We start from the raw sequence: 20,163 nt of genomic DNA, 5'->3' as shown, positions 1-20,163 counted from the left end.
TTCGGCGCCGCCCATCTCCCTCCGGAGTGCCTCCCGCGACCGGCCCCGACGCGGTGGGCTCGTCCGGGCACCCTATACTCGAACCCGAATCGAGTTCTGAATTCGGATCCGGCGACGTGTACGCACGGCACCCTGGCGAGGGGCGGTAGAACCACGGCCGGTCGCTGCGGGCCGCCGGATCGACCGATCCCGGGAGTTGGGTGGAATGGACGCCGCACAGCAGATGCGCGAGGAGACCTGCGACGTCGTGGTCGTCGGTGCGGGCATGGCGGGGCTGATGGCAGCCACCACCCTCGCCGAGGAGACCGACGTCCTCGTTCTCGAATCGTCGGATCGGCCCGGGGGGCGCGTCGAGACCGTACGGAAGGGCGATTACTGGATCAACGTCGGCACCCAGTTCACCGAGGGGACCGGGCCGCTGATCGACGCGCTCCAGTACCACGGCATCGAGATGGGATCTCTCGCAGGTAAAAGCGTGGCACTGGTTCTCAACGGGCGGCTGGTCGACATGTCCGACCCGATCGCGCTCATGTTCCGCACACGGATGCGCTTCACGGACCAGCTCGGTATGGCGATGGTCGGTGCCCGCATCCTTTCGGCGGCCCCGTTCGTGGACTCGGACAGCCGTATGGCGAAGAAGGTGCGAGCCACACTGGACCAACGCCTCGCCTCGCACCTTCTGCGCGGCGTCCGTTCCGGAATCGTCGAGTCCATGGTCCGTTCGTGGTCGGGGCAGTGGATGGGGTGCGAGCCCGGGGAGACGGCCGCGACCCAGCTGGTGACGTCGATCGGCATCGCCATGACGGACCCTGCCAAGGTGCCGAACTTCGCCCTGCCGGTCGGCGGCAATCAGACGCTGACCGACGTACTCGCCGCCGACCTGGGCGAACGCCTCCGGCTCGAAGCGACCGTCCGGTCCGTGGAGCAGAGCGGAGACGGGGTCGTCGTGAACTACGTCCGTGGGGGCCGTGACCTTCGGGTGCGGGCGCAGCGCGCCGTCGTCGCCGTCCCGAGCGATATCGCCCTGCGGATTCTGCCGGAACTCCCGCGGGCTCATCGGGAGGCATTCGACGACATCCGATACGGCCGGTACGTGATTGTCGGCTTCTTCACCGACGAGGAGGGGCCGCAGCCCTGGGACGATTTCTTCGCGGTTTCCACGCCACAGCTCTCGTTCCAGGCGATGTTCAACCACGCTGCGGCCGTTCGTACCGGCGGCGCACGAAAGCCCGGCGGCGCACTGGCCTGTTTCGCCGGCGGAGCCACGGCCGACCAATTGTTCAAACTCACCGACGAAGAAATCACCGCTCGGTTCGCCAAGAATCTGCTCTCGGTCTACCCGCAGCTCGAAGGCAAGCTCGGGCAGGGAATCGTGCGCCGCCACCACCGGGTGGTGCCGTTCTGGGCGCCGGGAGGCCGAAAGTCCCTGCCGACCTTGCGGAGCCCTCTCGGACCGGTCCATCTGGCCGGCGACTACCAGCTCGACATGCCTTCGCTCGCCGATGCGGCGACGTCGGGCGAGAACGCGGCGAAGGCGGTCCTCGCAAGCCTGAAGTGACGACGAGGAGCCCGTCGCTCATCGCCGACCTGTCCCTGGACGGGGAACATCACGAGGTCTTGACGAGCATCCCGGTGAAGAGGCCCGAGGCCCCGCGTGCCTTGAAGGGGGCTCTCCGGGCCTGCCCGCCACGCGCGCCGCGGCCTGGTTCCGGTGCACTGCACCAGGCCAGTAGATGCCTGAAGGGGCGCGGGTAAGCCACTGATGCCACTGATACGATCTCGAATCGTGTTCGAGAGCAGCGCGGCAGACGGGCAGCAGAAGCCCACGTCCCGTGTCCAACGCCGTGGCCAGGAGCGTCGGCGGGCGATCCTCGACGCGGCCGAGGCGCTGCTCACCGAGCAGGGCTACGAGGCCGCCACGCTCAAGGCGGTCGGCGATCGCGCGGGCATCCCGACCGCCTCGATGTACCACTACTTCCCCGACCGGCACCGCGTCGAGGCCGAACTCCTGCGGCGGCACATGAGCGAGTTGGACGCGCTCATCGCGGCCGTTCTGGACAAGCCCAGGGCACAGACGCTGCGCGAGGCGGTCGACGTGATGACCGACCTCCTCCTCGACTACTTCCGCGCACACCCGAGCTGTGCCGAGCTGTGGTTCAAGGGCCGTCACGAGAGCCTCGCCGAGCTGGTGCACGCTTTCGACGAGGCGCAGGCGGAGCGCCTCTGGCTCCACATCATCGACCGCGGCCTCGCCTCCGCCGACACCCCGCTGCTCGCCGTCCAGCTGTCCTTCGAGGTGGGCAACCGCCTCTTCGACGTGGCGTTCAGCCGCACACCGGAGGGCGACGAAGCCACGATCGACGAGGCCCGCCGCCTCATCACCGCGTATCTGGAGTCCTACGCCTGACAGGGCTCCGCAGGGGAAGGCGCCCGCGCGCGGGACGGTCCCCGGGCGCGACTGAACAGCCGAGCAACCGCGTTCCGGCATCCGGCAGATCCGGCTCCCGCCTTCTTCGTCGCCTCGACGCCGACCGACGATGCGCGCTGACCGCCGCCCCTGGCGTCGGGCGCCCCCGCCCAACTCACCGCACTGAGTACGGCGTCGTACCTCGCCAGCCCCTCCAGGCGGCACGCCTCCTCACACCATCTGCGACCTTCTGCCGCTGTCAGTGTGGAAGTTGAGCCGCCCACGCCTGGATTCCCGGCCGCCTCGAACCGTGCGTTCGCCGCATTCGTGTCGCCCCAACTCCCGCGTGGAAAAAGGGATGTCGATGCCGAGCCCGCCGACGGGCACGAGCCGGTACGGATACCGGACCGCAGCTGGACGATCTCGCCTCCGCAGTCAGTGGCCTGGCCGCCGAGAACCGCAAGCAGGCCGGGACCCTCACCCGTCTCACCGACGAGCAACTGCCCCCGCCTGACGGCGAGAAGGGCACGCGACAGGGCTACCGGGACGACGCCGGCCACCGAGAGCGGCCGACCGAGGCTCCTTCCGTGTTCGCCCCGGCGGTGGCCGACAGACCACTAGCCGATCTCCAGGACGAGCTTGCCGCGCGCCTGCCCCGACTGGCTCAGCTCGGCGGCGGTCCGCCAGTCCTCCAGCGGGAACGTGCGGGCCACCGGTACGGAGAAGCGGCCCTCGGCCGCCAGATTCGCGTATCCGCCGAGCACGTCGTTGCGCTGCGTGGTACGGGTGCCGAAGCTGACACGCACGCCCAGTTCCTCGGCCGCGGCGAAGTCGCTGAGAGTCAGCACGTCTTCTGGCGCCTTGACGGTGCGCACGAGCCCCGGCAGTGCATTGCTGACCGGTGCTGCGTCGAGGGCGAGGTCGACCGGCCCGCCCGCGATCGCCATGACCCGCTCGGCCATGCCGTCGCCGTAACCGGTGACGTCGGCGCCGACGGCGCGCAGGGCGTTGGCGTACGTCTCACCGGCGGTGGCAATGACCCGCGCCCCACGCTGAAGGGCGATCTGTACAGCGGCGTACCCGACGGTGGAGCCGGCGCCGTGCACGAGCACGGTTGTGCCGTCGCGGACGCCGATTTCGTCCAGCCCACGGTAGGCCGTCTCGACCGCCATCGGCAGCGCGGCGACGGCGGCCGGGGCGAGCCCCGGCGGACGCGGGAACCAGGTGTCGAGGAGCGCTTGTTCCGACGCGCCGGCGGTCGGTCCCGTGTAGGGGGCTGGGCCGAACACAGGGTCACCGATCTCCACCCCGGTCACCTCGTCACCGACCGCGTCGACCGTCCCGGACACTTCGAGCCCGATACCGCGCGGCAGATCGCCGGCGAAGAGTCCGCCGCACAGCGCCCAGTCCGCCGGGGTCAGCCCGCACGCCTGGACCCTGACGCGGATCTGGCTCCGGCCGGGGCTGGGTGGTTCGGCGTCTTCGAGGCGCAGGACACTGAGCGGTGCTCCGTACTCGTGGAATCGCAGGGTGCGCATGAAGTCTCCTCACGGTGACAGCAGATGCTGTCATCACTCACGCTAGCAGAGTGACGACAGCATCTGCTGTCGCTATAGTTGCGGGATGGCACGGTGGGAAGGGAACGCTCGCGGTCGGCTCGAACAAGCAGCGCTGCACCTGTTCAACGAGCAGGGCTACGACCGCACGACAGTCGCGCAGATCGCGCAGCACGCGAACCTCACCGAGCGGTCGTTCTACCGATGGTTCGCCGACAAGCGTGAGGCGCTGTTCGGCGGCAGCGAGGACCTTGAGAAGCATCTCGTCGCTGCGATCGACGCCGTTCCCGCGGACACCGGTGCGCTGCCGACACTGCTGGCCGCATTCGCAACCGCGCCAGAGGTGTTCCGTTCCCGCGCGTTCCTACGAGAGCGGTCTGCGGTCATCGCCGCCAATCCGCCGTTGCAGGAACGCGAACTGATCAAGCTGGCATCCCTGTCAGACGTCCTCACCGCCGCCCTGGTGCAACGCGGCTGCGACCGGCAGACGGCACGGCTGGCCACTGATATCGGCATGGCTGTGCTCCGCTTGACCACTGAACGCTGGATGGCCGACGAGCGAGCCGGATTCACCCAGGCGCTCTCGACCAGCGCGGCGGACCTGCTCGCCGTCACCGCCGACGGTGTCCTGCCCGGCTCCGTTCCTGCTCAGGAGACGTGACGTACAGGGCCGACACCCAGTGTCCCGGGTCGGGAATTCGGTCCAGGCATCTCGCGAGGTGCTCTCGGATCTCGTCCCTGGTCTTCGTCCGGACGAAGGGTTCTTCGAGAGCTTGACCGTGCCACCAGGTGCGGCTTGAGGCCGAAGGCCCGCCAGATATCCGCATCGGGGCGGCCCGGCAACCTGCTACGTACGGCCGAAGGCCCCGTCGTGATCGGCCTGGAACACGTGACCCTCGACCCGCCGGAATGGGACCTCATCCTGGTGGTCATCGATGCCGGGGCTGCCGTCGCATTCTGGGGGCTCATGGTCCCCTGGGTGCCTGAACCCGAGGCGCGGCGCCGGATGAGCGCTGTCCCCCTGGCCGGCGTTCCGGCAATGCTCGGTTCCTACTGGGCGAAGGGCTACACGGAGAGCTCCCTCCTCGCGCTGTTCACCCTTGTCCTCATCTCCCTGATAGCCACGGTATGGCCGTTTCGCCGCCCGATGGCCAAGATGATGACGGAGCAGGAAACGGCCGGGCGAGATATCCGCGACAGGAAACCTCGGGACACACCTCGTGGGATAGCCCTATGGCTGATCTGCGTACTCGTGGTGTAGGACTCCTGGGACGCGCGCAACGTCCGCCGCGCCGCGTTGTCCCGCGCCAAAGAACGCATCACGTTCTTCAAGAGGTGCGACTCCAAAACCGGTTCTTCTATCGGCGGTCGCCCGGCGCCATGGGCAATGCTCTTGTGGACCACTCCGGGGCGCTCAGCCAATGGGCGCCCGCACGCGGCAACTACCTGGAGTGTCGCGTCGCCCCCGAGCCATCCCGCGCTCAAGACACGCTACACACTGCCCCAACTCCCCCTTGGCACGGCTTACTTCAGCCGATATGCACTCCGCAGCCCGCCAACAGAAAATCCATGAGCCAAGAAATCCGCCTTCCTGCGATCGCTCACGTCAGCCGGTCGGGAGGGAGGGGTCATCACACCCGCGCCGCCCTCCAAGGTCTCTGGCGAAAGCGCCCAGCATCTTCGTCTCGAACTCCGCACCAACGATGAGGCGTTTATTCTCTTTTGAGTGCTCGATGCTGCTCGCGGTAAAGAGAGCCGCATCGGAGCCATCAGGGCACTTGGCGCCGGCCCATGCCCATCCCGGGTTTTTCTCTTTCCGCCCCGCCTTTCCGGACACCTGAAACAGGGAGCTGCTCGATTTTCGGAACCCCGCTTCCAATGGGCCGTACAGCGCCGAGAGCCGATAAACTCGGTCACCCTTGGAGTTCGACAGCACGCAGTCCTGCGCAGGGGCCCTGCTGTCGGATCCGGTTGACGCTGCCCTCGTGATGCCCCACTTCTTGGCAGTCGCAGCGAGAGGACGCATGGCCCGACACGTCCCGGTCGCCTGTGACAGTGGGAGGGGCTTGTTGACAGCAACATCATCCGGCGCTCTGTCCACCTCTCCTCCCAGCTGGGATCCGCATTCCCATTTCTTACTGACGTCGCTCGCTATCGCAGCCCCTGACTGCGCCAGCTTCAGCCGCTTCCGCTTATCGCTCGAAAAGTTCCCTTCCCCCTCGACAAGCATTTGCTTGACGTTGACCAAAATCCCCTCATGCGGCGCTGAACGTCCACACTTCAGAACCACGGTGGCATAGGCAATGTCCTTGTTTTTCACTGTCAATACGCCGGGCCAACCGCCCCCCATGGGTGCAGAAGTTCCCGACAAACCTGTGAGGTCTCTATGACCGGAAAGCTCGGACATCAGCGATGAGGACTCAAGGTTCCCCACAGCGACAGTGAGACCCGTAGAATCATCCTCGGCACTCGCTCTGCACTCACTCAAGCGACCGAACGGAAGTTCTGAATCCAGTTCGTCAACATCGGAAGCCTTGATGCCGCCATCGCCGATCGCATATCGCAAGGACCCCCCCCGAACAGCCCCGTCGCAAATTGCCTGAAAGTCTCGTTTCCGCAGCTGGGCCACGGCCAAGGCCGAAGCAGCGACTACGAGCACGACACAGCCGAGGACCCACCAACGCTTAGTCGCCATCGGCACCCCTGAGATATCCCCGGTTTGCCTTGCGGGCGGTCCTCGTGTCCCCTGAGGGCCTCGGACCCATCACTTCGACCGTGATGCGCCGCTTGTCCTCTTCTTTGTGCGCCGGATCACCATCCCTCGGCGCACACCCACCCGGCGGGCCCGGATCCGGTTTCCGCTTGTGCGGCTTCTCCCACTCGCCCGGGGTCTGTATCTGTCCACCGGCTTCGGAACCCAAGTCCCTCCCCTTCCACTCCACGCCCAACTTGGCGCGTGTGCCTCCCGTTTCTGTCACGCAAGGCGCAAGGAGCCTCCCCTCCACGTGCACCTTGCAAAGCGATGGCCAACGCTAGCAATTGGCCTTGCCGAACACGTCCTGGCCGACCGGTCCCACCAGGGCGCCGGCGCCACTGTCCGCACTCCCTACTACCGCCACCACGCACTTCCCGAGCACTACCGGCAGTACAACCGGGACCACGCCCGACTGCGAGCACCGGACAAACGCGCCTCCGCCCGCCTCAAGCAACGGCGGATCCTCCGCAAGGCCGGTGCAGCACCAGCCGCTGCGGCCTTCCGGGAGAAGTTCAGGGTGGCGAGGCGGCCGAGCGGTTTACCCAGGGCGAGGAGGCCTCGGTCATCGCCTACAACCTGCGGGCAGCATCCGATCGGTCGCAGCTTCGGCGCAAGTCGTGGGCCCAGGACGGGCCGAGGGCCCTGGCCTGCGAAGAACTGGCGTCATCGCCGCTGCTCGATGCCGAGTTGCTCACCCCGCGCGAGCAAGGGCCGACCAAGGGCCGACGACGCACGGCTCGTCGGGCCTGGCCCCTGCCGCCTCACCGGCACCTGACGCGTACTCGCCCCACGGTGACGACACCACGCTTGCGCTTTCAGTGGAACGACCGGCGCATTCACGTGAGTTGGCAAACTGATTGACGGGCCGTCAGGACGGCAACGACGAAATCAGTAGGCACGCGCACACCGCCCAGAATTCGGAACGCATGGACCCACCAGCTATCTCCCTCTGCGCTGCTGCTAGGCTCATGGCAATTGGCATGCCGGAACGTGCGGAATTCCAGCCGTCGTTCCGGTTCCCGGCCCGGCATTGTGCAGGATTTCGGAAACCGGTTCCGCAACCGCGGTGTCCGATACCGGCCGCATCGTGTGCCCGCCGCGGCAAGGTGCGGACGATCCCCTCGGGCCGACGCCACGACCGATTTCGTGTCCGACGTCAACAGGAGAGAACATGCGCCGATCCCGGCCTTCCCCGGTCGCCCTCGCCGCCCTCACCGCATCCGTTCTGACGGTCACCGCCCTCGGCTCGCCGGCCTTCGCCGCCGAGGACGACTCCGCCAGATCCGACACCTCGGCCGGTCCGGGCAAGTCCAAACGCGGGGCCGGGAAGGCGTTTCGGCAGCCGGACAAGTCGTTCGCCGTCTACGTCGGCAAGAACCGGTCGGCCACCGGTCACACCATGCTCGGCGGGTTCGGGCACGAACCGTCCAGTCACTGGATGGAGGTGGTGCCTGCGCAGGACCACCCGAAGGGTTCGAAGATCACGGTGGGGGCCACCGACGAGGCCGACATGCCCGGGAAGCTCACCAAGATCCCGCAGGCACGGCACACTTACCGCTATCTCACCTCCAACTACTCCGAGTTCACCGGTATGCCGGCCCCGCTGACCAACGGCGGGCTGAACGAAAAGGGTCTGGCAGCGCGGGACGTCTGGTCCAACTCCCGCAAGGAACTGCTGGACATGACACCCAAGGACCAGACCGGGCCGCAGTATTCCGACCTGTCCAGGATCGCGATGGAACGTGCCGGATCGGCGCGTGAGGCGGTGCAGATACTCGGCGACCTCATCGACAAGCACGGCTACACGACCTACGGCGGCAACTCGCATCTGTTCGCCGACGCCAATGAGGGGTGGGTCTTTCTGGAGTTCGCCGGCGGCAAGGGGCTGTGGGCCGCACAGCGGCTCGGCCCCGACGACATCCGCGTCTCCTACCCCGGCTACATCAAGAAATTCCCCACCGACGCGGTGAACGGAAAGAACCCCGACTTCATCGGCTCGAAGAACCTGGTCTCCTTCGCCGAGAAGAAGGGCTGGTACGACCCGGACAAGGACAAGTCCTTCGACCTCCAGAAGGTCTACCAGGAACCGTTCCCCACGAAGTCCTTCCCCGTCGGCAAGAAGGCCGACCCCAAGGACCCGGCCCCGTACCGGAATCCCGTCTCCCTCGAAGCCGAGTTCCGCGAGTTCGGAAAGATACGGCTGGAGGACATGATGCGGATCGTGCGTGACCCCCGCTGGTCCGACGACCGCTCCGGATACGGACAGGTCGCCGAGATCGACCCCGACCTCAAGGACCCGCAGCTGGCCACGCTGTGGATGGCGCCGACAGCGGCCGTGACCGCGCCCTACATCCCGGTGGCGATCGGCACCCGCAAGCTGCCCGTCGAGTACACCCAGCACCGCTACCTCACCGCGCGGGCGTCCGCCGACTACCTCGACCCGGAGTACGCCGAGCAGGAGGCCACCGAGTCGGCGACCCAGACGTTCAAGCGCCTGATGTACGCCACCTGCGCCCGCCCGCGCCAGTATCTGGGCGAGGTGACCGACGCCTTCGAGGGGTTCGAGGCCCAGCAGATCAAGGAGTGGAAGAAGGTGCAGAAGACCGCCGGCGACGACCCCGACAAGGCCGCCGGCGTCCTCACCGACTACACGAACCAGCAGGCCCTGGACGGCCTGAAGCTGGGCAACCATCTGCTCGACGACATCCTCGACAGGTCCCGCGCCGACGGCGGCCTGCACAAGCCGGACAAGCCCGAGGACACCCCGAAGGACGACGGCAGCACCGCCTCGGCCCGCTCCCAGTCCATGTCACTGCGCGGCGACGAGCCCTCCCGCCAGCGGATGAACTGCGACGTCGGCGGCGGCTGGGCCGACGGCTCGGCCCTGGACCGCGCCGGCCACTACGGCGACCCGGACAAGGTGCCCGACTACGCCTCGGCACGCATCTCCGGCAACGCGGCCGCCTCCGCCGACTCCGCCGACGACGACTCGGATCCCGCCTGGCAGACGTGGACACCGTGGGCGATCGCCGCGGTCTCGCTCCTCGCCGGCGCGGCCGCGCTGTGGCGCTCGCGGCGGCGTGCGTGACGACCGCACCGGCCGTCACCGGCGTCCCGGCTCCCCGGTGACACCCCGGCCGCCGAACTGACGACGGCCCGGCCGGCCCCACACTCCGGGGCCTGCCGGGCCGCTCCGGTGCGCCCGCCCGCCCGAACATCCGCGCAGGAGCGTGTCATCACCGCCGGGGACCGGGATGCCGTTCTCCCTCCGCGACCGCACAGCCGTGACGTCTTGTGCACCGGAGGGCGAAGCGGGGCGGTGGGTGCCGGGGACTTCTAGCGCAGGGTTGAGATGCCGGCGAGGAAGATGTCCACCCCGACGAGGAACTGCTCGCGATCGTCGTGCTCCCCCAGGTGCGTCGTCGCCGCGTGCACGAACGGGTAGCGGCCCGGGTCGACCTGCGCCCACTGCTCGGCGGCGTTCTCCAGGAAGGTCTTCCGGTCCGTGCCGCTGCCCGTGAGGAGCCGTGCGTTCGCGGCGTTCTGCGCGGCGACGCCGAGGACGTAGTTCACCAGCGTGCCGGCCGCGTCGAAACGGACCTTCTCCGGAACACCGAAGGCGTCCAGCAGGCGGCCGACGCCCTCGTAGAAGTCCAGCAGCGCGGGCCGCCATGGCCGGCGGGAGAATTCCGCCCCGACCCAGGGGTGGGCGTCGATCGCGTCGAACAGACCGACGGCGAGGGCACGCAGGGCAGTGCGCGGGTCCGCGTCGTCGACCGCGCCGGACATCACGCCGGCGATGACCTCGTCAGCGGCCGTCGCCAGCAGATCGCTCTTGTCCGCGACGTGGTGGTAGATCGCCCCGTAGCCGGTGCTCAGGCGCACGGTGAGCGCGCGCAGCGTCAGCGCCTTCTCGCCACCGCTGTCCAGCATCTCGATCGCGGTCCTGATGATCAGCTCCCTCGACAGGCTGTCCGTCCGCCTCGGAGCCCGCGCCGATCCCGTCGCTGTTCTCTTCGCCATGCCCCCAGGATCGCATCGATGGAGCGTCGATCCAACCTCGTGCTAGCGTGATTGGAGTGGCGATCCAAAGAGGGCGCCACGGCAGCCCCGAGCTCCTGGAGGACACCATGACGACGCCTGTCACGATCATCGGAGCAGGTCTGGGCGGCCTGACGCTGGCCCGCGTACTGCATGTGCACGGCATCCCGGCCACGGTCTACGAGGCCGATCCCGCGCCGGACTCCCGCCGCCAGGGCGGCCTGCTCGACATCCACCCCCACAACGGACAGGCCGCTCTGGAAGAGGCCGGACTGATCGAGGAGTTCCAGAAGCTGATCCTCCCGGGCCGCGAGGCGTACCGGGTCATGGACCGAGCGGGAAAGGTGCTGCTGGATCTGCCCGATACCGGGACCGGCGAACGCCCGGAGGTACCCCGCGGCGAACTGCGACAGCTGCTGCTCGACTCCCTGCCCGCCGGAACCGTCCGCTGGGGCCACAAGGTCACCGCCGTGCAGGCCCTCGGTGACGGCCGGCACCGGGTCGACTTCGCCGACCGCACCCCCGTGGTCGCCGACCTGCTCGTCGGTGCCGACGGCGCCTGGTCGCGCGTGCGGCCGGTACTCTCGAAAGCCACTCCCGAGTACTTCGGCGTCTACAGCGTGGAGACGTTCCTCTTCGACGCGGAAGCCCTTCACCCGGCCTCCGCGGAGGCGGTCGGAGCCGGCTCGCTGTTCGCGCTCGCGCCGGGCAAGGGGTTGCTGGCCCACCGTGAAGGCGGTGGAACCGTGCACACGTATGCCCAGCTGAAGAAGCCCCGGGACTGGTTCGCCGACGTCGACACCACCGATGCCGCAGCCCTCGCCGCACGGGTGGCGAAGGAGTTCGACGGATGGGCTCCAGCACTGAGAGCCCTGGTCGCCGACAGCAGCACTCCGCCGGTCCTGCGCCCCGTCTTCACGCTGCCGGCCGGACACCGATGGGAGCGCGTGCCGGGGGTGACCCTGCTCGGCGACGCCGCCCATCTGCGGCCACCGAACGGCGAAGGCGCCAACCTGGCCATGCAGGACGGTGCCGCACTCGGCCGGGCCCTCGCCGTGCACCCCGGGGATGCGGAGGCCGCGCTCGCCGCGCACGAACACTCCATGTCCGCCCGAGCCGCCACCGTGGAATCGGACGACGACGGCTTCTACAGGATCATGATCGACGACCACGCGCCCCACAGCTTGCTCGCCCTGATGACCGGGACCGAACCCCACGTGTGATCCGCAGCCGCACGCACAGCGCCAGGCGGCCCGACGCCGGGCTGCACACAAGGTGCTCTGCACACGGTGCTCCGACGCGCGGGGTCCCCGGCGTCGACTCCGTCCTGGCGGCCGTCGTCGTCCCTGTCCAGCTCGCCACGTGGTCGAACAGCAGCTTCGGCTCTCGGCGCGCGTCCAGCCCGTCCGCAGGGAACGGACAGAGCCCAGCGCGCAGATGAGAACCGCTTCCCGACGCTCCCGCTGACTGCCCGGCGCACCGGATCCCCACCGAGCCGACCGTCAGGCCGATACGGCCGAGGGCGGTCGGTGCAGCGGGTGCTACCAGGTGCGTGCGGTGCGGTGCAGCTCCTCGAAGCTGTCCCGCAGGTGGTCCTTGAGCGCGCCATGCCGCGGGTCGGCCGACCACCGGGCTGCGGCGAGCTGGTGCGCCGCGACGGCGACGGCGGCGGTCAGCGTGGCCGCCGGGTCGCAGACCCCCCGCGTGCGCAGCGCGTCGGCGATCCCCTCACCAAGTGCCGCCGTCTTCGCCCGTTCACGTTCCCGCAGATCGCCGTGGGCGTCGAGGATGCGCCTACGGCGCTGTGCCGCCTCCCGACGCTGATCGAACCAGTCGCTGCCGGCCGTGAACGCCGCGAGGATCGCGTCGAGCGGGGCCTGCTCGGCGGGGGCCGCGACCACCGCTTCCCGGATGTCCGCGATGAACCGGTCCTGCCCCGGGAAGAGCACCTCGCGCTTGTCGGCGAAGTGGTTGTAGAAGGTGCGCTCGGTCAGACCCGCTCGCGTCGCGATCTCGGCGACCCGCGTGCGTTCGTAGCCGCGCTCGGTGAACAGCTCGATCGCAGCTTCCTGTAGCCGTTCCTGTGCGCCGGCCGGCCATCGTCCCATGCCACGCAGAGTAGCGATTTCAGAGACTGCAATCAAGGTGTACGGTGATTTCAGAGACTGCAATCGCTGGTGTTGCGACACAGCGACTGCGACCACGAGGACGACACGGGTCGTAGCGACCGGATCAGACGAAGGAGCTGGTGATGAACGCTGCCGGAAAGCGACTAGGAGTGTTCCTCGGAGGCACGTTCGCGCAGGGCCAGGGCGTGACCAACGTCGTGGACCGGGCCGTGGAACTCGCCCACGAGGTGGCCGACGCCGGCGTGCGGACCGTGTGGTTCGGGCAGGCGTCGGATTACGACGCGCCCCAGCTCGCGGCGCTCGTGGGCCGGGCGGAGCCCAGGGTGCACGTCGGCACCGCGATTGTGCCGATGTACCCACGCCATCCCCTGCTGCTCGCGTCGGCCGCGAAGACGGCACAGGCATCGACCGCAGGGCGATTCCGGCTCGGCGTCGGCCTCGGTGCACGCACCGTGCTGGAGCCGCAGTTCGGCTTGGCGTATCCGCCGCAGATCCAGCACCTGCGCGAGTACCTCACCGCGCTGCGTCCGCTGCTGGACGGCGAAGACACCGCCTTCGAAGGAGAGACGCTGGCGTCGCGCCCGGTCGGCTCGACAGCCGTGGCCGGGGCCTCCCCGGCGATCCCGGTCCTGGTGGCGGCGATGGGGCCGCGGGCTCTCACGGCCGCGGGCGAACTGGCCGAGGGCACGATCCCGTTCCTCGCCGGGCCTCGCACGCTCGCCGAACGCATCGTGCCGGTCATCACCGAAGCCGCCGCGACGGCCGGGCGACCGGCCCCGCAGATCGTGGCCGGGGTGCCCGCGGTGGTCACCGACGACGCCGAAGCCGCACGCGAACGCGTATCGGCCGCCCTCGGCTTCTACGACAGCATCCCGTCCTACCGGAAGGTCATCGCGACCGAGGGACTGTCGAGCGCGGCGGACCTGCTGATCGCCGGCGACGAGGACACCGTCGCCGCCGGTCTGCGCCGCTACTTCGACGCCGGGGCCACCGAAATCATGATCACCCACACCGACCTCTTCGGCCCGGAAGACCGCGCACGGACCTGGAGCCTGGCCCAACGCCTGTGAACCGGGGCCGTATCGGCTGCGCCCCCTCCCCTCGCCCGTCCCTTCTGCCCGCGAGCACGGCAATGCCTCCCGACCGCGCGATCCATCGCCTCCAGGAATCGAGGAAGTTCTGCAACGCAGGCTCCAACGCGGCTGGGAGAGGGCGCAGTTCACGCGAACGCCACCCGCCACGACGTCGGGCCCGAGCGCAACCGGCCCCGGAGATGCCGACTCCGAAGACGCGGTCCCGAGGATGCCGGTCCCCCCCTCCGTCAGGAGGCCGTCCGCCAGGGCGGCGACGCGCAACCGGCCGGGAAGCTGCACCCGTTCCCGGCGCACACCCCTGGAAGCCCGGCCGGAACTCCTCCCCTCTCGCTCCCGCAAGGAGACACCATGCCCAACGAGCTGAACCACCTCATCGTCCACTGCCGTGACCGGCGTGAGTCCGCCGCGTTCCTGGCCGAACTGATGGATGCCCCGACGCCGTGCGACTGGGGCCTGTTCACCCAGGTGGACACCTCGAACAGCGTCGGCATCGACTTCGCCGACGCCCTCGTCCCGCCGGACCGCATCAACGAGAGCCATCTCGCCTTTCTCGTGACCGACGACGAGTTCGACTCGATACTGAGGCGCCTGAGGGAGAAGTCGATCAGGTTCTGGTCGGATCCGCAGAAGACGCACGAGGGCGAGATCAACCATCTGTTCGGCGGCCGCGGGGTCTACGCGCTCGATCCGGGCGGCACGGTTCTGACCGAGTTCATCACCGCGCCCTATCCCTACTGTTGAACCCATACCTGTTGAGCCCATCCCCGTGTGCCGTCCGCGCTCGACGGTCGTGCGCGGTGTGACGACGGGTTCGTGTCGGTGTACCGCCGGTGAGTGGCTCAGTCCTGGAAAGCGGCGGTCGCCGTCTGGACGAACGAGCGGATCAGTGGATTCGGGTCGCCCTCGTTCCATGCCGCCACCACACGGCTCGGCGGCATGTCGATCAGCGGCACCACGGTGAGCCCCTCTCCCGGCTCATGCCCCAGAAGCGTCATACCGACCGTGCCGTTCCAGAGAACGGCCTGCCGGCATTCCTGGACGGCCCGCACCACCGGGCCCTCGCGAGGTTCCCCGCCGTTCCAGTACGACTGCCAGACGGGGTCGGTGCCCTCCGGGAACAGGAACCAGCGACGGTCGGCCAGATCGGCCAGTTTCAGGCTGTCGCGGCGGGCCAGTGGGTCGTCGGCGCGCAGCAGCGCTCCCACCGGGTCGGTGCGCAGCTCGTGCACGGTCAGCCCCGTCTCGTCGAACGGCTCGCGGGTCAGGGCGACGTCGACCACTCCGGCGTGCAGCCCGCAGGTGGGATCGGTCAGATCGGCCTCGCGGATGCGGACCTCGACGTGCGGATGCCGCCGTCGGTAGAGGGTGGCCAGCCGAGTCGCGCCCGGGTCGGTGCTGTCGCCCAGCAGGCCGACGGTGAGGGTCGCGGCGCCGGCGGCCGCGGCCACGCGTACGCGTACCCGGTCGGCCTGGTCGAGCAGGGCGCGCGCCTCGTCGAGCAGTACCGCCCCCGCCGGAGTGAGCGTGACGCCGGCGGAGGACCGGTCGAGCAGCGCGGCGCCGACCTCGCTCTCCAGCTGCTTGATCGCCCGGCTCAGTGGCGGCTGACTCATGTGCAACCGGGCGGCGGCCCGGCCGAAGTGGAGTTCTTCGGCGACCGCCATGAAGTAGCGCAGCGTGCGTAGCTCCATGGGGCGACGATACCCGTACGGTATCGAGGCCACGGAACGGGTCTTGGACAGTCGTCGCGCCCTGCCGTGGAATCGAGGCATGACTGACGCACACGAGGCCATCGAGCCGGTCGCCACCCCCGCCGTGTCGGTGGTCGGTCCGGGCGAGGGCGAGACGATCCACCTGGGCACCACGCGCATGCGCGTCCTCGAAGACGGCAGCACCACGGGGCGCCGCCTGGGGATCGCCGAGTCCGTCCTCGCGCCGCACACGCCCGGACCGCCGCAGCACCGACATGCCCAGCACGACGAGGGCTTCTACATCATCTCCGGCACGATCCGGTTCACGGTCGGCGAGCAGGACTACGACGCGACCGCCGGGACGCTCGTGATGGTCCCGCCCGGAGCCCCGCACACCTTCGCCAACACGACCGACCAACCGGCCGTCATGCTCAGCACGTTCACACCGGACCTGTACGTGCAGTACTTCCGGGACCTCCAGGACATGGCCGCGGACGGCCAGGCATTGACGCCCGACGCCAACATCCGCGTGATGAGCCGTTACGCCACCGAACCCGCCACCGACTTCGCCCCGAAGCCGGAGGGATGACGCCGCCCCGCTGCCCCGTACCGGATCCGTGCAGCTCAGGCGGCTCCTCCCGCTCAAGGTCCGGGTCGCCTACGCACTCGCTTGTTCACTTTTGGTCTTCTGCTGGTGAGAAGTGGTCACCGACAACTGGTGGCCGTGGATGGGAATCATGAACGTCGCATATGGGATCGTCGCCGGCCTCCTCGCTCTCTTCTACCTCTACGGGGGCGGAATGAAGGTGGTCCGCAGCCGTGATCAGCTCCGCCCGATGATGGCCTGGGTGGACAGCACGCCGATGCCGGCCGTCAGGACCATCGGGCTGATCGAAGTGCTCGGCGCGCTCGGGCTGGTCCTCCCACCGCTGACCGGCATCGCACCCTGGCTGGCGCTGGCCGCGGCCATCGGGTTCGTGGCCCTCCAGATCGGTGCGACCAGGGTCCACCTGAGCCGCGGAGACCGCCAGATCGCGCTCAACATCACGCTCCTTCTCACCGCGGCCGTCACCGTCTGGCTGGCGACGACCTGGCTGTGACTTTGGTCGGGGCAGGTCGGTGGACCACGAGGCCGGTGAAGGCCACGGGGCAGGGCAGACATCGACCTGGTAGGAGACGGGAAACGCGCCGGGCGGGCCCGAGCCCCGTGGACCGGGCCCGCTGGGTGAGCGACGAACGGTCATACGAGGGTGATCGGATTGGTGAGTGCGGCGACGTGCCCGCCGGGACGGCGGATCTCGGCGCGGACGAACATCGACTCTTCCGCCGTCGTGTCCCACTGCACCACGCCTGCCCCGTCGCCCGGGAGAGAAGCCCGGTGAACCTTCCCTCCTTCGGTGTGGAAGCTGACGGTCCCCGCCGGTACGCCTCGCACTGCTGCCCGCACTTCGACCTGCCCACCACCGGTGGTGAGCTGTTCCCCCACCCCGGCAACGCGGCCACCGGCATGGGCGGTGAACGACACATCCACGTCCCCCGACTCGGCGATCCAGCTGCGGCCGGCACGGATCCCGGCCAACACCGCCCCGGTGCTCAGCTCCTGGGCGAAGACCACCGTGTGCGGGATGCCGATCTGCCCCTCCAAGTGGGTGTCGCTGTTCCCCATCGCGGGCCTCCACGAACCCGTGCGGATGTCCGCTGCGAGGCTGCGCCCCCACTCCGCCAGAGCGGCCTCGTTGTCCGCGTTCCAAGGCCGGTCCGAAGCCCACAGCCCGTTCCAGACCTCCACCGCATCGAAGCCTCGGAAGGGGAACATGAAATCGCCCGACGGATAGGGCGCATGCGGGTGTGCGACCACGCACAGCCCTCCGGCGCGATGGACCCGCTCCACGCGTTGATCGATCGATCCGTCCCTGACCTCGTGGTGCCAGTCGATGACCTCGCCCGGCGGGATGCCGAGCGCGAGCCAGTGCCCGGTCCGGGTCGTCACTTCCTCACCGAGAAGGATCAAGAAGTCATCGTCAGCCAGGTGCCCCCACACACCGGACCCCGCCGCGGCGTTGTGCTCCGTCGTCGCCATGAAGTCCAGCCCGGCAGCGCGCCCACGAACGGCCAACTCGTCCGGAGTGAGCTCCCCGTCCGAGTGAACCGAGTGGACATGACAGTCCCCTCGATACCAGGCCGCCCCACGTCCAACCGCCCGCGTCGACGGAAAGCTCAAGCTCGACAAGATCCGTCCCTCCCCAGAGCCCTGTCGAGCCAACGCGCCACCGGGGCCCGCCGGTTCCATGGCTCCGCTCGACGCCGTCTCAGCAGACGGGCCGGACCACGCCCTCAATCGGGAGATCCGTTACTCAGGCCGGGTGCGACTGGCCAAAGGAGCGACGGGGTTTCGAAAGCCCCGCCGTCGCAAGGGGCCTGCACCCTCAGCCGGTTCGGGGCTTCTCCTCGTCCGTCTCGTGGACAAGATCAGCGATGAGGCGTCAAGCTCCCGGCTCACTCCCGACGGCCGTCCGTGTGTGGTGGCGTGGGCGGAGTCTGGGGCGTGGTGAGGAGGGTGTCTCGTACGGCGGTGAGGCGATGGGCGTCCCATGTCACCGTGGGATCGGGTTCCAGGTAGGCCAGGGCGGTGGTCGCGACTCCGAGGGCCGGCAAGGACCAGTCAGCGGTCGTCTCGGTGCCGAGGATGCCCGACTTGGGTTGCCTGCGGGCGAGGTCGGGGCGGGCCATGGCCGTGAGGACGAAGCCACGCATGGTGGCGCTGAGGTGGGTGGCCAGTTCACCGAAGCCGGTGTGCAGGGAGGGCCGTAGGCGAAGTCCGAACAGGGTGGCCAGTCGCTCGTAGGACTGGGCGATGCGGTCGTTGAACTCCTGTTCGGCCGCGGCCAGCGCGGCTTGGACCTCGTCCTGAAGTGCGTTGTCGGTCAGGCTCAGAAACGTGGCGTGCAGGGCGATGTAGCTACGCCACTGCAAGGAGGCGTGCATGGCCTCGAAGTCCCGCAGGGCGCCGAGCCGGAGGAGTTCGACGCACAGTTCGTGGCGCCCCTCTGCTGTGGCGAACTGCTCGATGCGGTCCAAGGCGATGCGGCGTACCGCTTCCTCGCTGACTCGGCCGTCCGCGCCGGCTGCGGCAGGCGCGTTGCGGGCGAATTCCTTCAGCAGGTCGCTGAAGAACAATCCCTTGTAGGGCCATCGTCGGTAGACGGCGGCGCGGGCGACGCCTGCTTCGCGGATCACGTCCTCGAAGCTGAGGTGTTCCAGGCTCACGGTCAGCCCGGTCCGCTCGATCATCGAGAGCGCGGCGTCGCCGTGTCGTGAACGGGGGCGCTGCCGCTGGTCGATGTCGCGAAGCCGTTGCATCGGCGGCACTCACCCGGCCGGGGAGCCCGCAAGGTCGCAGCCACGCTCGGGCGCCGTCGGGGGCGTCGTCAGCCGAACGGTACGACCAGCAGGGGGATGCGGCGTAGGTCGTCCAGGGTGAGCACGAGGCCCGCCAGGGCGCAGGCGGCGCGCATGGCGACATCGTAGTCGGCCTCACCGGGCTCGAAGTCCTCCATGGGGACATTGCCTGCGGCCTCGAAGGCCGCACGCAGTTCGGCAGGCATGCCGGGAAGATCCTCGTCCAGATGGAGGTCGTCGACGTTGATCCACTCGATCCGTTCTCCGTCGACGGCATAGCTGAGACTGGCGTCCGCGTTGATGGTGAACACGCTCGTGGCCGCCGTCCGCCCCTCGGCGGACAGTGCCTTCGTCGCCGCGTCGTCGTCGGTGTACCCGGAATCGTCGTAGACGAAGGTCCACTCGCCGATGCGCCCCGCCAACAGTGCCGCGGAGGTTCCCGCTTCGATACCGAGAGCGGCGGCCGGCAATGACGCCCACTCGTCCGGCTTGCTGTCGGGCAGTTCGCAGGGGCGGATCAACCCCGGATCGGCACCCAGCACTTGCAGCGCTTGCGCCGGTTCGATGCCGCGCGCGACGTGCAGGAGGTGGTTCGGATCATCTGCGGCCAGATCAGTGATCCATATCGGCGTTCCTTCGGAATCGAGCGTGCTGGGCGGAAAACCAGGCGTAGGCATCATCGACCTCTTTCCTTGTCGGCGCGTATGGCTTCCCCCGCAGCGGTGCCGCAGGTGACGCTGCGGAGAGCCTGCACCGGACAAGCCCCCGAGCAGGAAGCAATGACGCGGTCACCGTAGCCAGCGCCCATCCGTCTCGCCACATCCGGCACTCCCGTCTCACGTGGTGGGTCCGCGGCTTCCTCGTGTCCGCAGCGCGCCGGTGCCCAAGGCGCGGTGTGAGGACGGATCTTCGAGGCCGACCGCAGAAGCAGCCGTGCCCGTCACCGCGTCGGTGGCCGCGCTCCGTCAACCCGCCTCTCTCCCGCGCCGGTCCGAGGAGACCGAGGCCCCCTACCGGGGCCCGGTTATAGTGGCCGTCGGCTCCGGAGCCGGCGGCGTCGCGGATCACCGTGAAGTCGGCGCCCCCGCTGG

At 68.9% G+C, this 20,163-nt stretch carries 18 protein-coding genes and 1 pseudogene; 11 read left to right on the top strand and 8 right to left on the bottom strand.

The features are described from left to right. Positions 1-205: 205 nt before the first annotated feature. Together SCA03_RS08240 and SCA03_RS08235 are read left to right on the top strand one after the other, a co-directional pair. Complete coding sequence (locus tag SCA03_RS08240; RefSeq protein ID WP_086814454.1) at positions 206-1,558, top strand: flavin monoamine oxidase family protein; 1,353 nt, start codon at positions 206-208, stop codon at positions 1,556-1,558. Between the two features lie 228 nt (positions 1,559-1,786). Beyond that, positions 1,787-2,407 carry a TetR/AcrR family transcriptional regulator gene (locus tag SCA03_RS08235; RefSeq protein ID WP_030874029.1) on the top strand — a complete coding sequence of 207 codons (621 nt, stop codon included), beginning with the start codon at positions 1,787-1,789 and terminating at the stop codon, positions 2,405-2,407. 617 nt (positions 2,408-3,024) lie between these two features. Here the strand turns inward: SCA03_RS08235 and SCA03_RS08230 are convergent. Beyond that, positions 3,025-3,945 carry an NADP-dependent oxidoreductase gene (locus SCA03_RS08230; protein WP_086814453.1) on the bottom strand — a complete coding sequence of 307 codons (921 nt, stop codon included), beginning with the start codon at positions 3,943-3,945 and terminating at the stop codon, positions 3,025-3,027. Positions 3,946-4,030: 85 nt separating this feature from the next. On the opposite strand from SCA03_RS08230, the gene SCA03_RS08225 reads away from it, so the two are divergent. Continuing rightward, complete coding sequence (locus tag SCA03_RS08225; protein ID WP_086814452.1) at positions 4,031-4,624, top strand: TetR/AcrR family transcriptional regulator; 594 nt, start codon at positions 4,031-4,033, stop codon at positions 4,622-4,624. 210 nt (positions 4,625-4,834) lie between these two features. After that, positions 4,835-5,224, top strand: coding sequence for a hypothetical protein (locus tag SCA03_RS08220; protein WP_086814451.1), 390 nt, complete (start codon positions 4,835-4,837; stop codon positions 5,222-5,224). Positions 5,225-5,569: 345 nt separating this feature from the next. Here the strand turns inward: SCA03_RS08220 and SCA03_RS08215 are convergent, their stop codons facing one another. Further along, a complete protein-coding gene (locus SCA03_RS08215; protein WP_141275279.1) occupies positions 5,570-6,529 on the bottom strand; it encodes a hypothetical protein in 960 nt (319 codons plus the stop codon). 490 nt (positions 6,530-7,019) lie between these two features. Between SCA03_RS08215 and SCA03_RS08210 the strand changes: the two are divergent. Together SCA03_RS08210 and SCA03_RS08205 are read left to right on the top strand one after the other, a co-directional pair. Continuing rightward, positions 7,020-7,216, top strand: a pseudogene (locus SCA03_RS08210) (IS5/IS1182 family transposase); the annotation flags it as partial. A 673-nt stretch (positions 7,217-7,889) separates the two neighbouring features. After that, entirely contained in the window at positions 7,890-9,806 is a 1,917-nt protein-coding gene (locus tag SCA03_RS08205) for a C69 family dipeptidase (protein ID WP_086814450.1), read from the top strand. Between the two features lie 248 nt (positions 9,807-10,054). Here the strand turns inward: SCA03_RS08205 and SCA03_RS08200 are convergent, their stop codons facing one another. Further along, positions 10,055-10,741, bottom strand: a complete 687-nt coding sequence (locus tag SCA03_RS08200) for a TetR/AcrR family transcriptional regulator (protein ID WP_030874053.1) — start codon at positions 10,739-10,741, stop codon at positions 10,055-10,057. 107 nt (positions 10,742-10,848) lie between these two features. Between SCA03_RS08200 and SCA03_RS08195 the strand changes: the two genes are divergently transcribed. Next, a complete protein-coding gene (locus SCA03_RS08195) occupies positions 10,849-11,982 on the top strand; it encodes an FAD-dependent oxidoreductase (RefSeq protein WP_086814449.1) in 1,134 nt (377 codons plus the stop codon). Between the two features lie 318 nt (positions 11,983-12,300). On the opposite strand, the gene SCA03_RS08190 is transcribed toward SCA03_RS08195, so the two are convergent. Continuing rightward, a complete protein-coding gene (locus SCA03_RS08190; protein WP_030874055.1) occupies positions 12,301-12,867 on the bottom strand; it encodes a TetR/AcrR family transcriptional regulator in 567 nt (188 codons plus the stop codon). 143 nt (positions 12,868-13,010) lie between these two features. Here SCA03_RS08190 and SCA03_RS08185 point away from each other — a divergent pair, with 143 nt between their 5' ends. Next, positions 13,011-13,958 (top strand): TIGR03564 family F420-dependent LLM class oxidoreductase, encoded by a 948-nt coding sequence (locus tag SCA03_RS08185; protein WP_170297836.1) that lies wholly within the window; start codon positions 13,011-13,013, stop codon positions 13,956-13,958. 372 nt (positions 13,959-14,330) lie between these two features. Further along, positions 14,331-14,723 carry a VOC family protein gene (locus tag SCA03_RS08180; RefSeq protein ID WP_086814447.1) on the top strand — a complete coding sequence of 131 codons (393 nt, stop codon included), beginning with the start codon at positions 14,331-14,333 and terminating at the stop codon, positions 14,721-14,723. A 98-nt stretch (positions 14,724-14,821) separates the two neighbouring features. Here SCA03_RS08180 and SCA03_RS08175 read toward each other — a convergent pair whose 3' ends face one another. After that, positions 14,822-15,673: a LysR family transcriptional regulator gene (locus tag SCA03_RS08175; protein WP_086814446.1), complete on the bottom strand. Its 852-nt coding sequence runs from the start codon at positions 15,671-15,673 to the stop codon at positions 14,822-14,824. 79 nt (positions 15,674-15,752) lie between these two features. Here SCA03_RS08175 and SCA03_RS08170 point away from each other — a divergent pair, with 79 nt between their 5' ends. After that, positions 15,753-16,262, top strand: a complete 510-nt coding sequence (locus SCA03_RS08170) for a cupin domain-containing protein (RefSeq protein WP_030883882.1) — start codon at positions 15,753-15,755, stop codon at positions 16,260-16,262. Between the two features lie 148 nt (positions 16,263-16,410). After that, positions 16,411-16,773: a DoxX family protein gene (locus SCA03_RS08165; protein WP_030874065.1), complete on the top strand. Its 363-nt coding sequence runs from the start codon at positions 16,411-16,413 to the stop codon at positions 16,771-16,773. Positions 16,774-16,913: 140 nt separating this feature from the next. Here SCA03_RS08165 and SCA03_RS08160 read toward each other — a convergent pair whose 3' ends face one another. The 3 genes from SCA03_RS08160 to SCA03_RS08150 form a co-directional block, all read right to left on the bottom strand. Beyond that, positions 16,914-17,894 carry a CehA/McbA family metallohydrolase gene (locus SCA03_RS08160; RefSeq protein WP_086814461.1) on the bottom strand — a complete coding sequence of 327 codons (981 nt, stop codon included), beginning with the start codon at positions 17,892-17,894 and terminating at the stop codon, positions 16,914-16,916. A 275-nt stretch (positions 17,895-18,169) separates the two neighbouring features. Next, the gene (locus SCA03_RS08155) at positions 18,170-19,033 is read right to left on the bottom strand and encodes a hypothetical protein (RefSeq protein ID WP_086814445.1); all 864 of its coding nucleotides are present in this window, start codon (positions 19,031-19,033) and stop codon (positions 18,170-18,172) included. Positions 19,034-19,101: 68 nt separating this feature from the next. Next, positions 19,102-19,752, bottom strand: coding sequence for a DUF6461 domain-containing protein (locus SCA03_RS08150; protein ID WP_086814444.1), 651 nt, complete (start codon positions 19,750-19,752; stop codon positions 19,102-19,104). Positions 19,753-20,163: the final 411 nt, after the last annotated feature.

The organism is Streptomyces cacaoi (assembly GCF_006539165.1).
Taxonomy (GTDB): domain Bacteria; phylum Actinomycetota; class Actinomycetes; order Streptomycetales; family Streptomycetaceae; genus Streptomyces; species Streptomyces cacaoi.
This window is presented reverse-complemented; position numbering and strand designations above follow the sequence as displayed.

Bases quoted from the DNA above. Each gene is read 5' to 3' on its own strand.
- SCA03_RS08180 (WP_086814447.1), top strand. From the start codon at position 14,331: ATGCCCAACGAGCTGAACCACCTCATCGTCCACTGCCGTGACCGGCGT.
- SCA03_RS08165 (WP_030874065.1), top strand. From the start codon at position 16,411: ATGAACGTCGCATATGGGATCGTCGCCGGCCTCCTCGCTCTCTTCTAC.
- SCA03_RS08195 (WP_086814449.1), top strand. From the start codon at position 10,849: ATGACGACGCCTGTCACGATCATCGGAGCAGGTCTGGGCGGCCTGACG.
- SCA03_RS08175 (WP_086814446.1), bottom strand. From the start codon at position 15,673: ATGGAGCTACGCACGCTGCGCTACTTCATGGCGGTCGCCGAAGAACTC.
- SCA03_RS08225 (WP_086814452.1), top strand. From the start codon at position 4,031: ATGGCACGGTGGGAAGGGAACGCTCGCGGTCGGCTCGAACAAGCAGCG.
- SCA03_RS08155 (WP_086814445.1), bottom strand. From the start codon at position 19,033: ATGCAACGGCTTCGCGACATCGACCAGCGGCAGCGCCCCCGTTCACGA.
- SCA03_RS08240 (WP_086814454.1), top strand. From the start codon at position 206: ATGGACGCCGCACAGCAGATGCGCGAGGAGACCTGCGACGTCGTGGTC.
- SCA03_RS08150 (WP_086814444.1), bottom strand. From the start codon at position 19,752: ATGATGCCTACGCCTGGTTTTCCGCCCAGCACGCTCGATTCCGAAGGA.
- SCA03_RS08185 (WP_170297836.1), top strand. From the start codon at position 13,011: ATGAACGCTGCCGGAAAGCGACTAGGAGTGTTCCTCGGAGGCACGTTC.
- SCA03_RS08200 (WP_030874053.1), bottom strand. From the start codon at position 10,741: ATGGCGAAGAGAACAGCGACGGGATCGGCGCGGGCTCCGAGGCGGACG.
- SCA03_RS08205 (WP_086814450.1), top strand. From the start codon at position 7,890: ATGCGCCGATCCCGGCCTTCCCCGGTCGCCCTCGCCGCCCTCACCGCA.
- SCA03_RS08170 (WP_030883882.1), top strand. From the start codon at position 15,753: ATGACTGACGCACACGAGGCCATCGAGCCGGTCGCCACCCCCGCCGTG.
- SCA03_RS08230 (WP_086814453.1), bottom strand. From the start codon at position 3,945: ATGCGCACCCTGCGATTCCACGAGTACGGAGCACCGCTCAGTGTCCTG.
- SCA03_RS08190 (WP_030874055.1), bottom strand. From the start codon at position 12,867: ATGGGACGATGGCCGGCCGGCGCACAGGAACGGCTACAGGAAGCTGCG.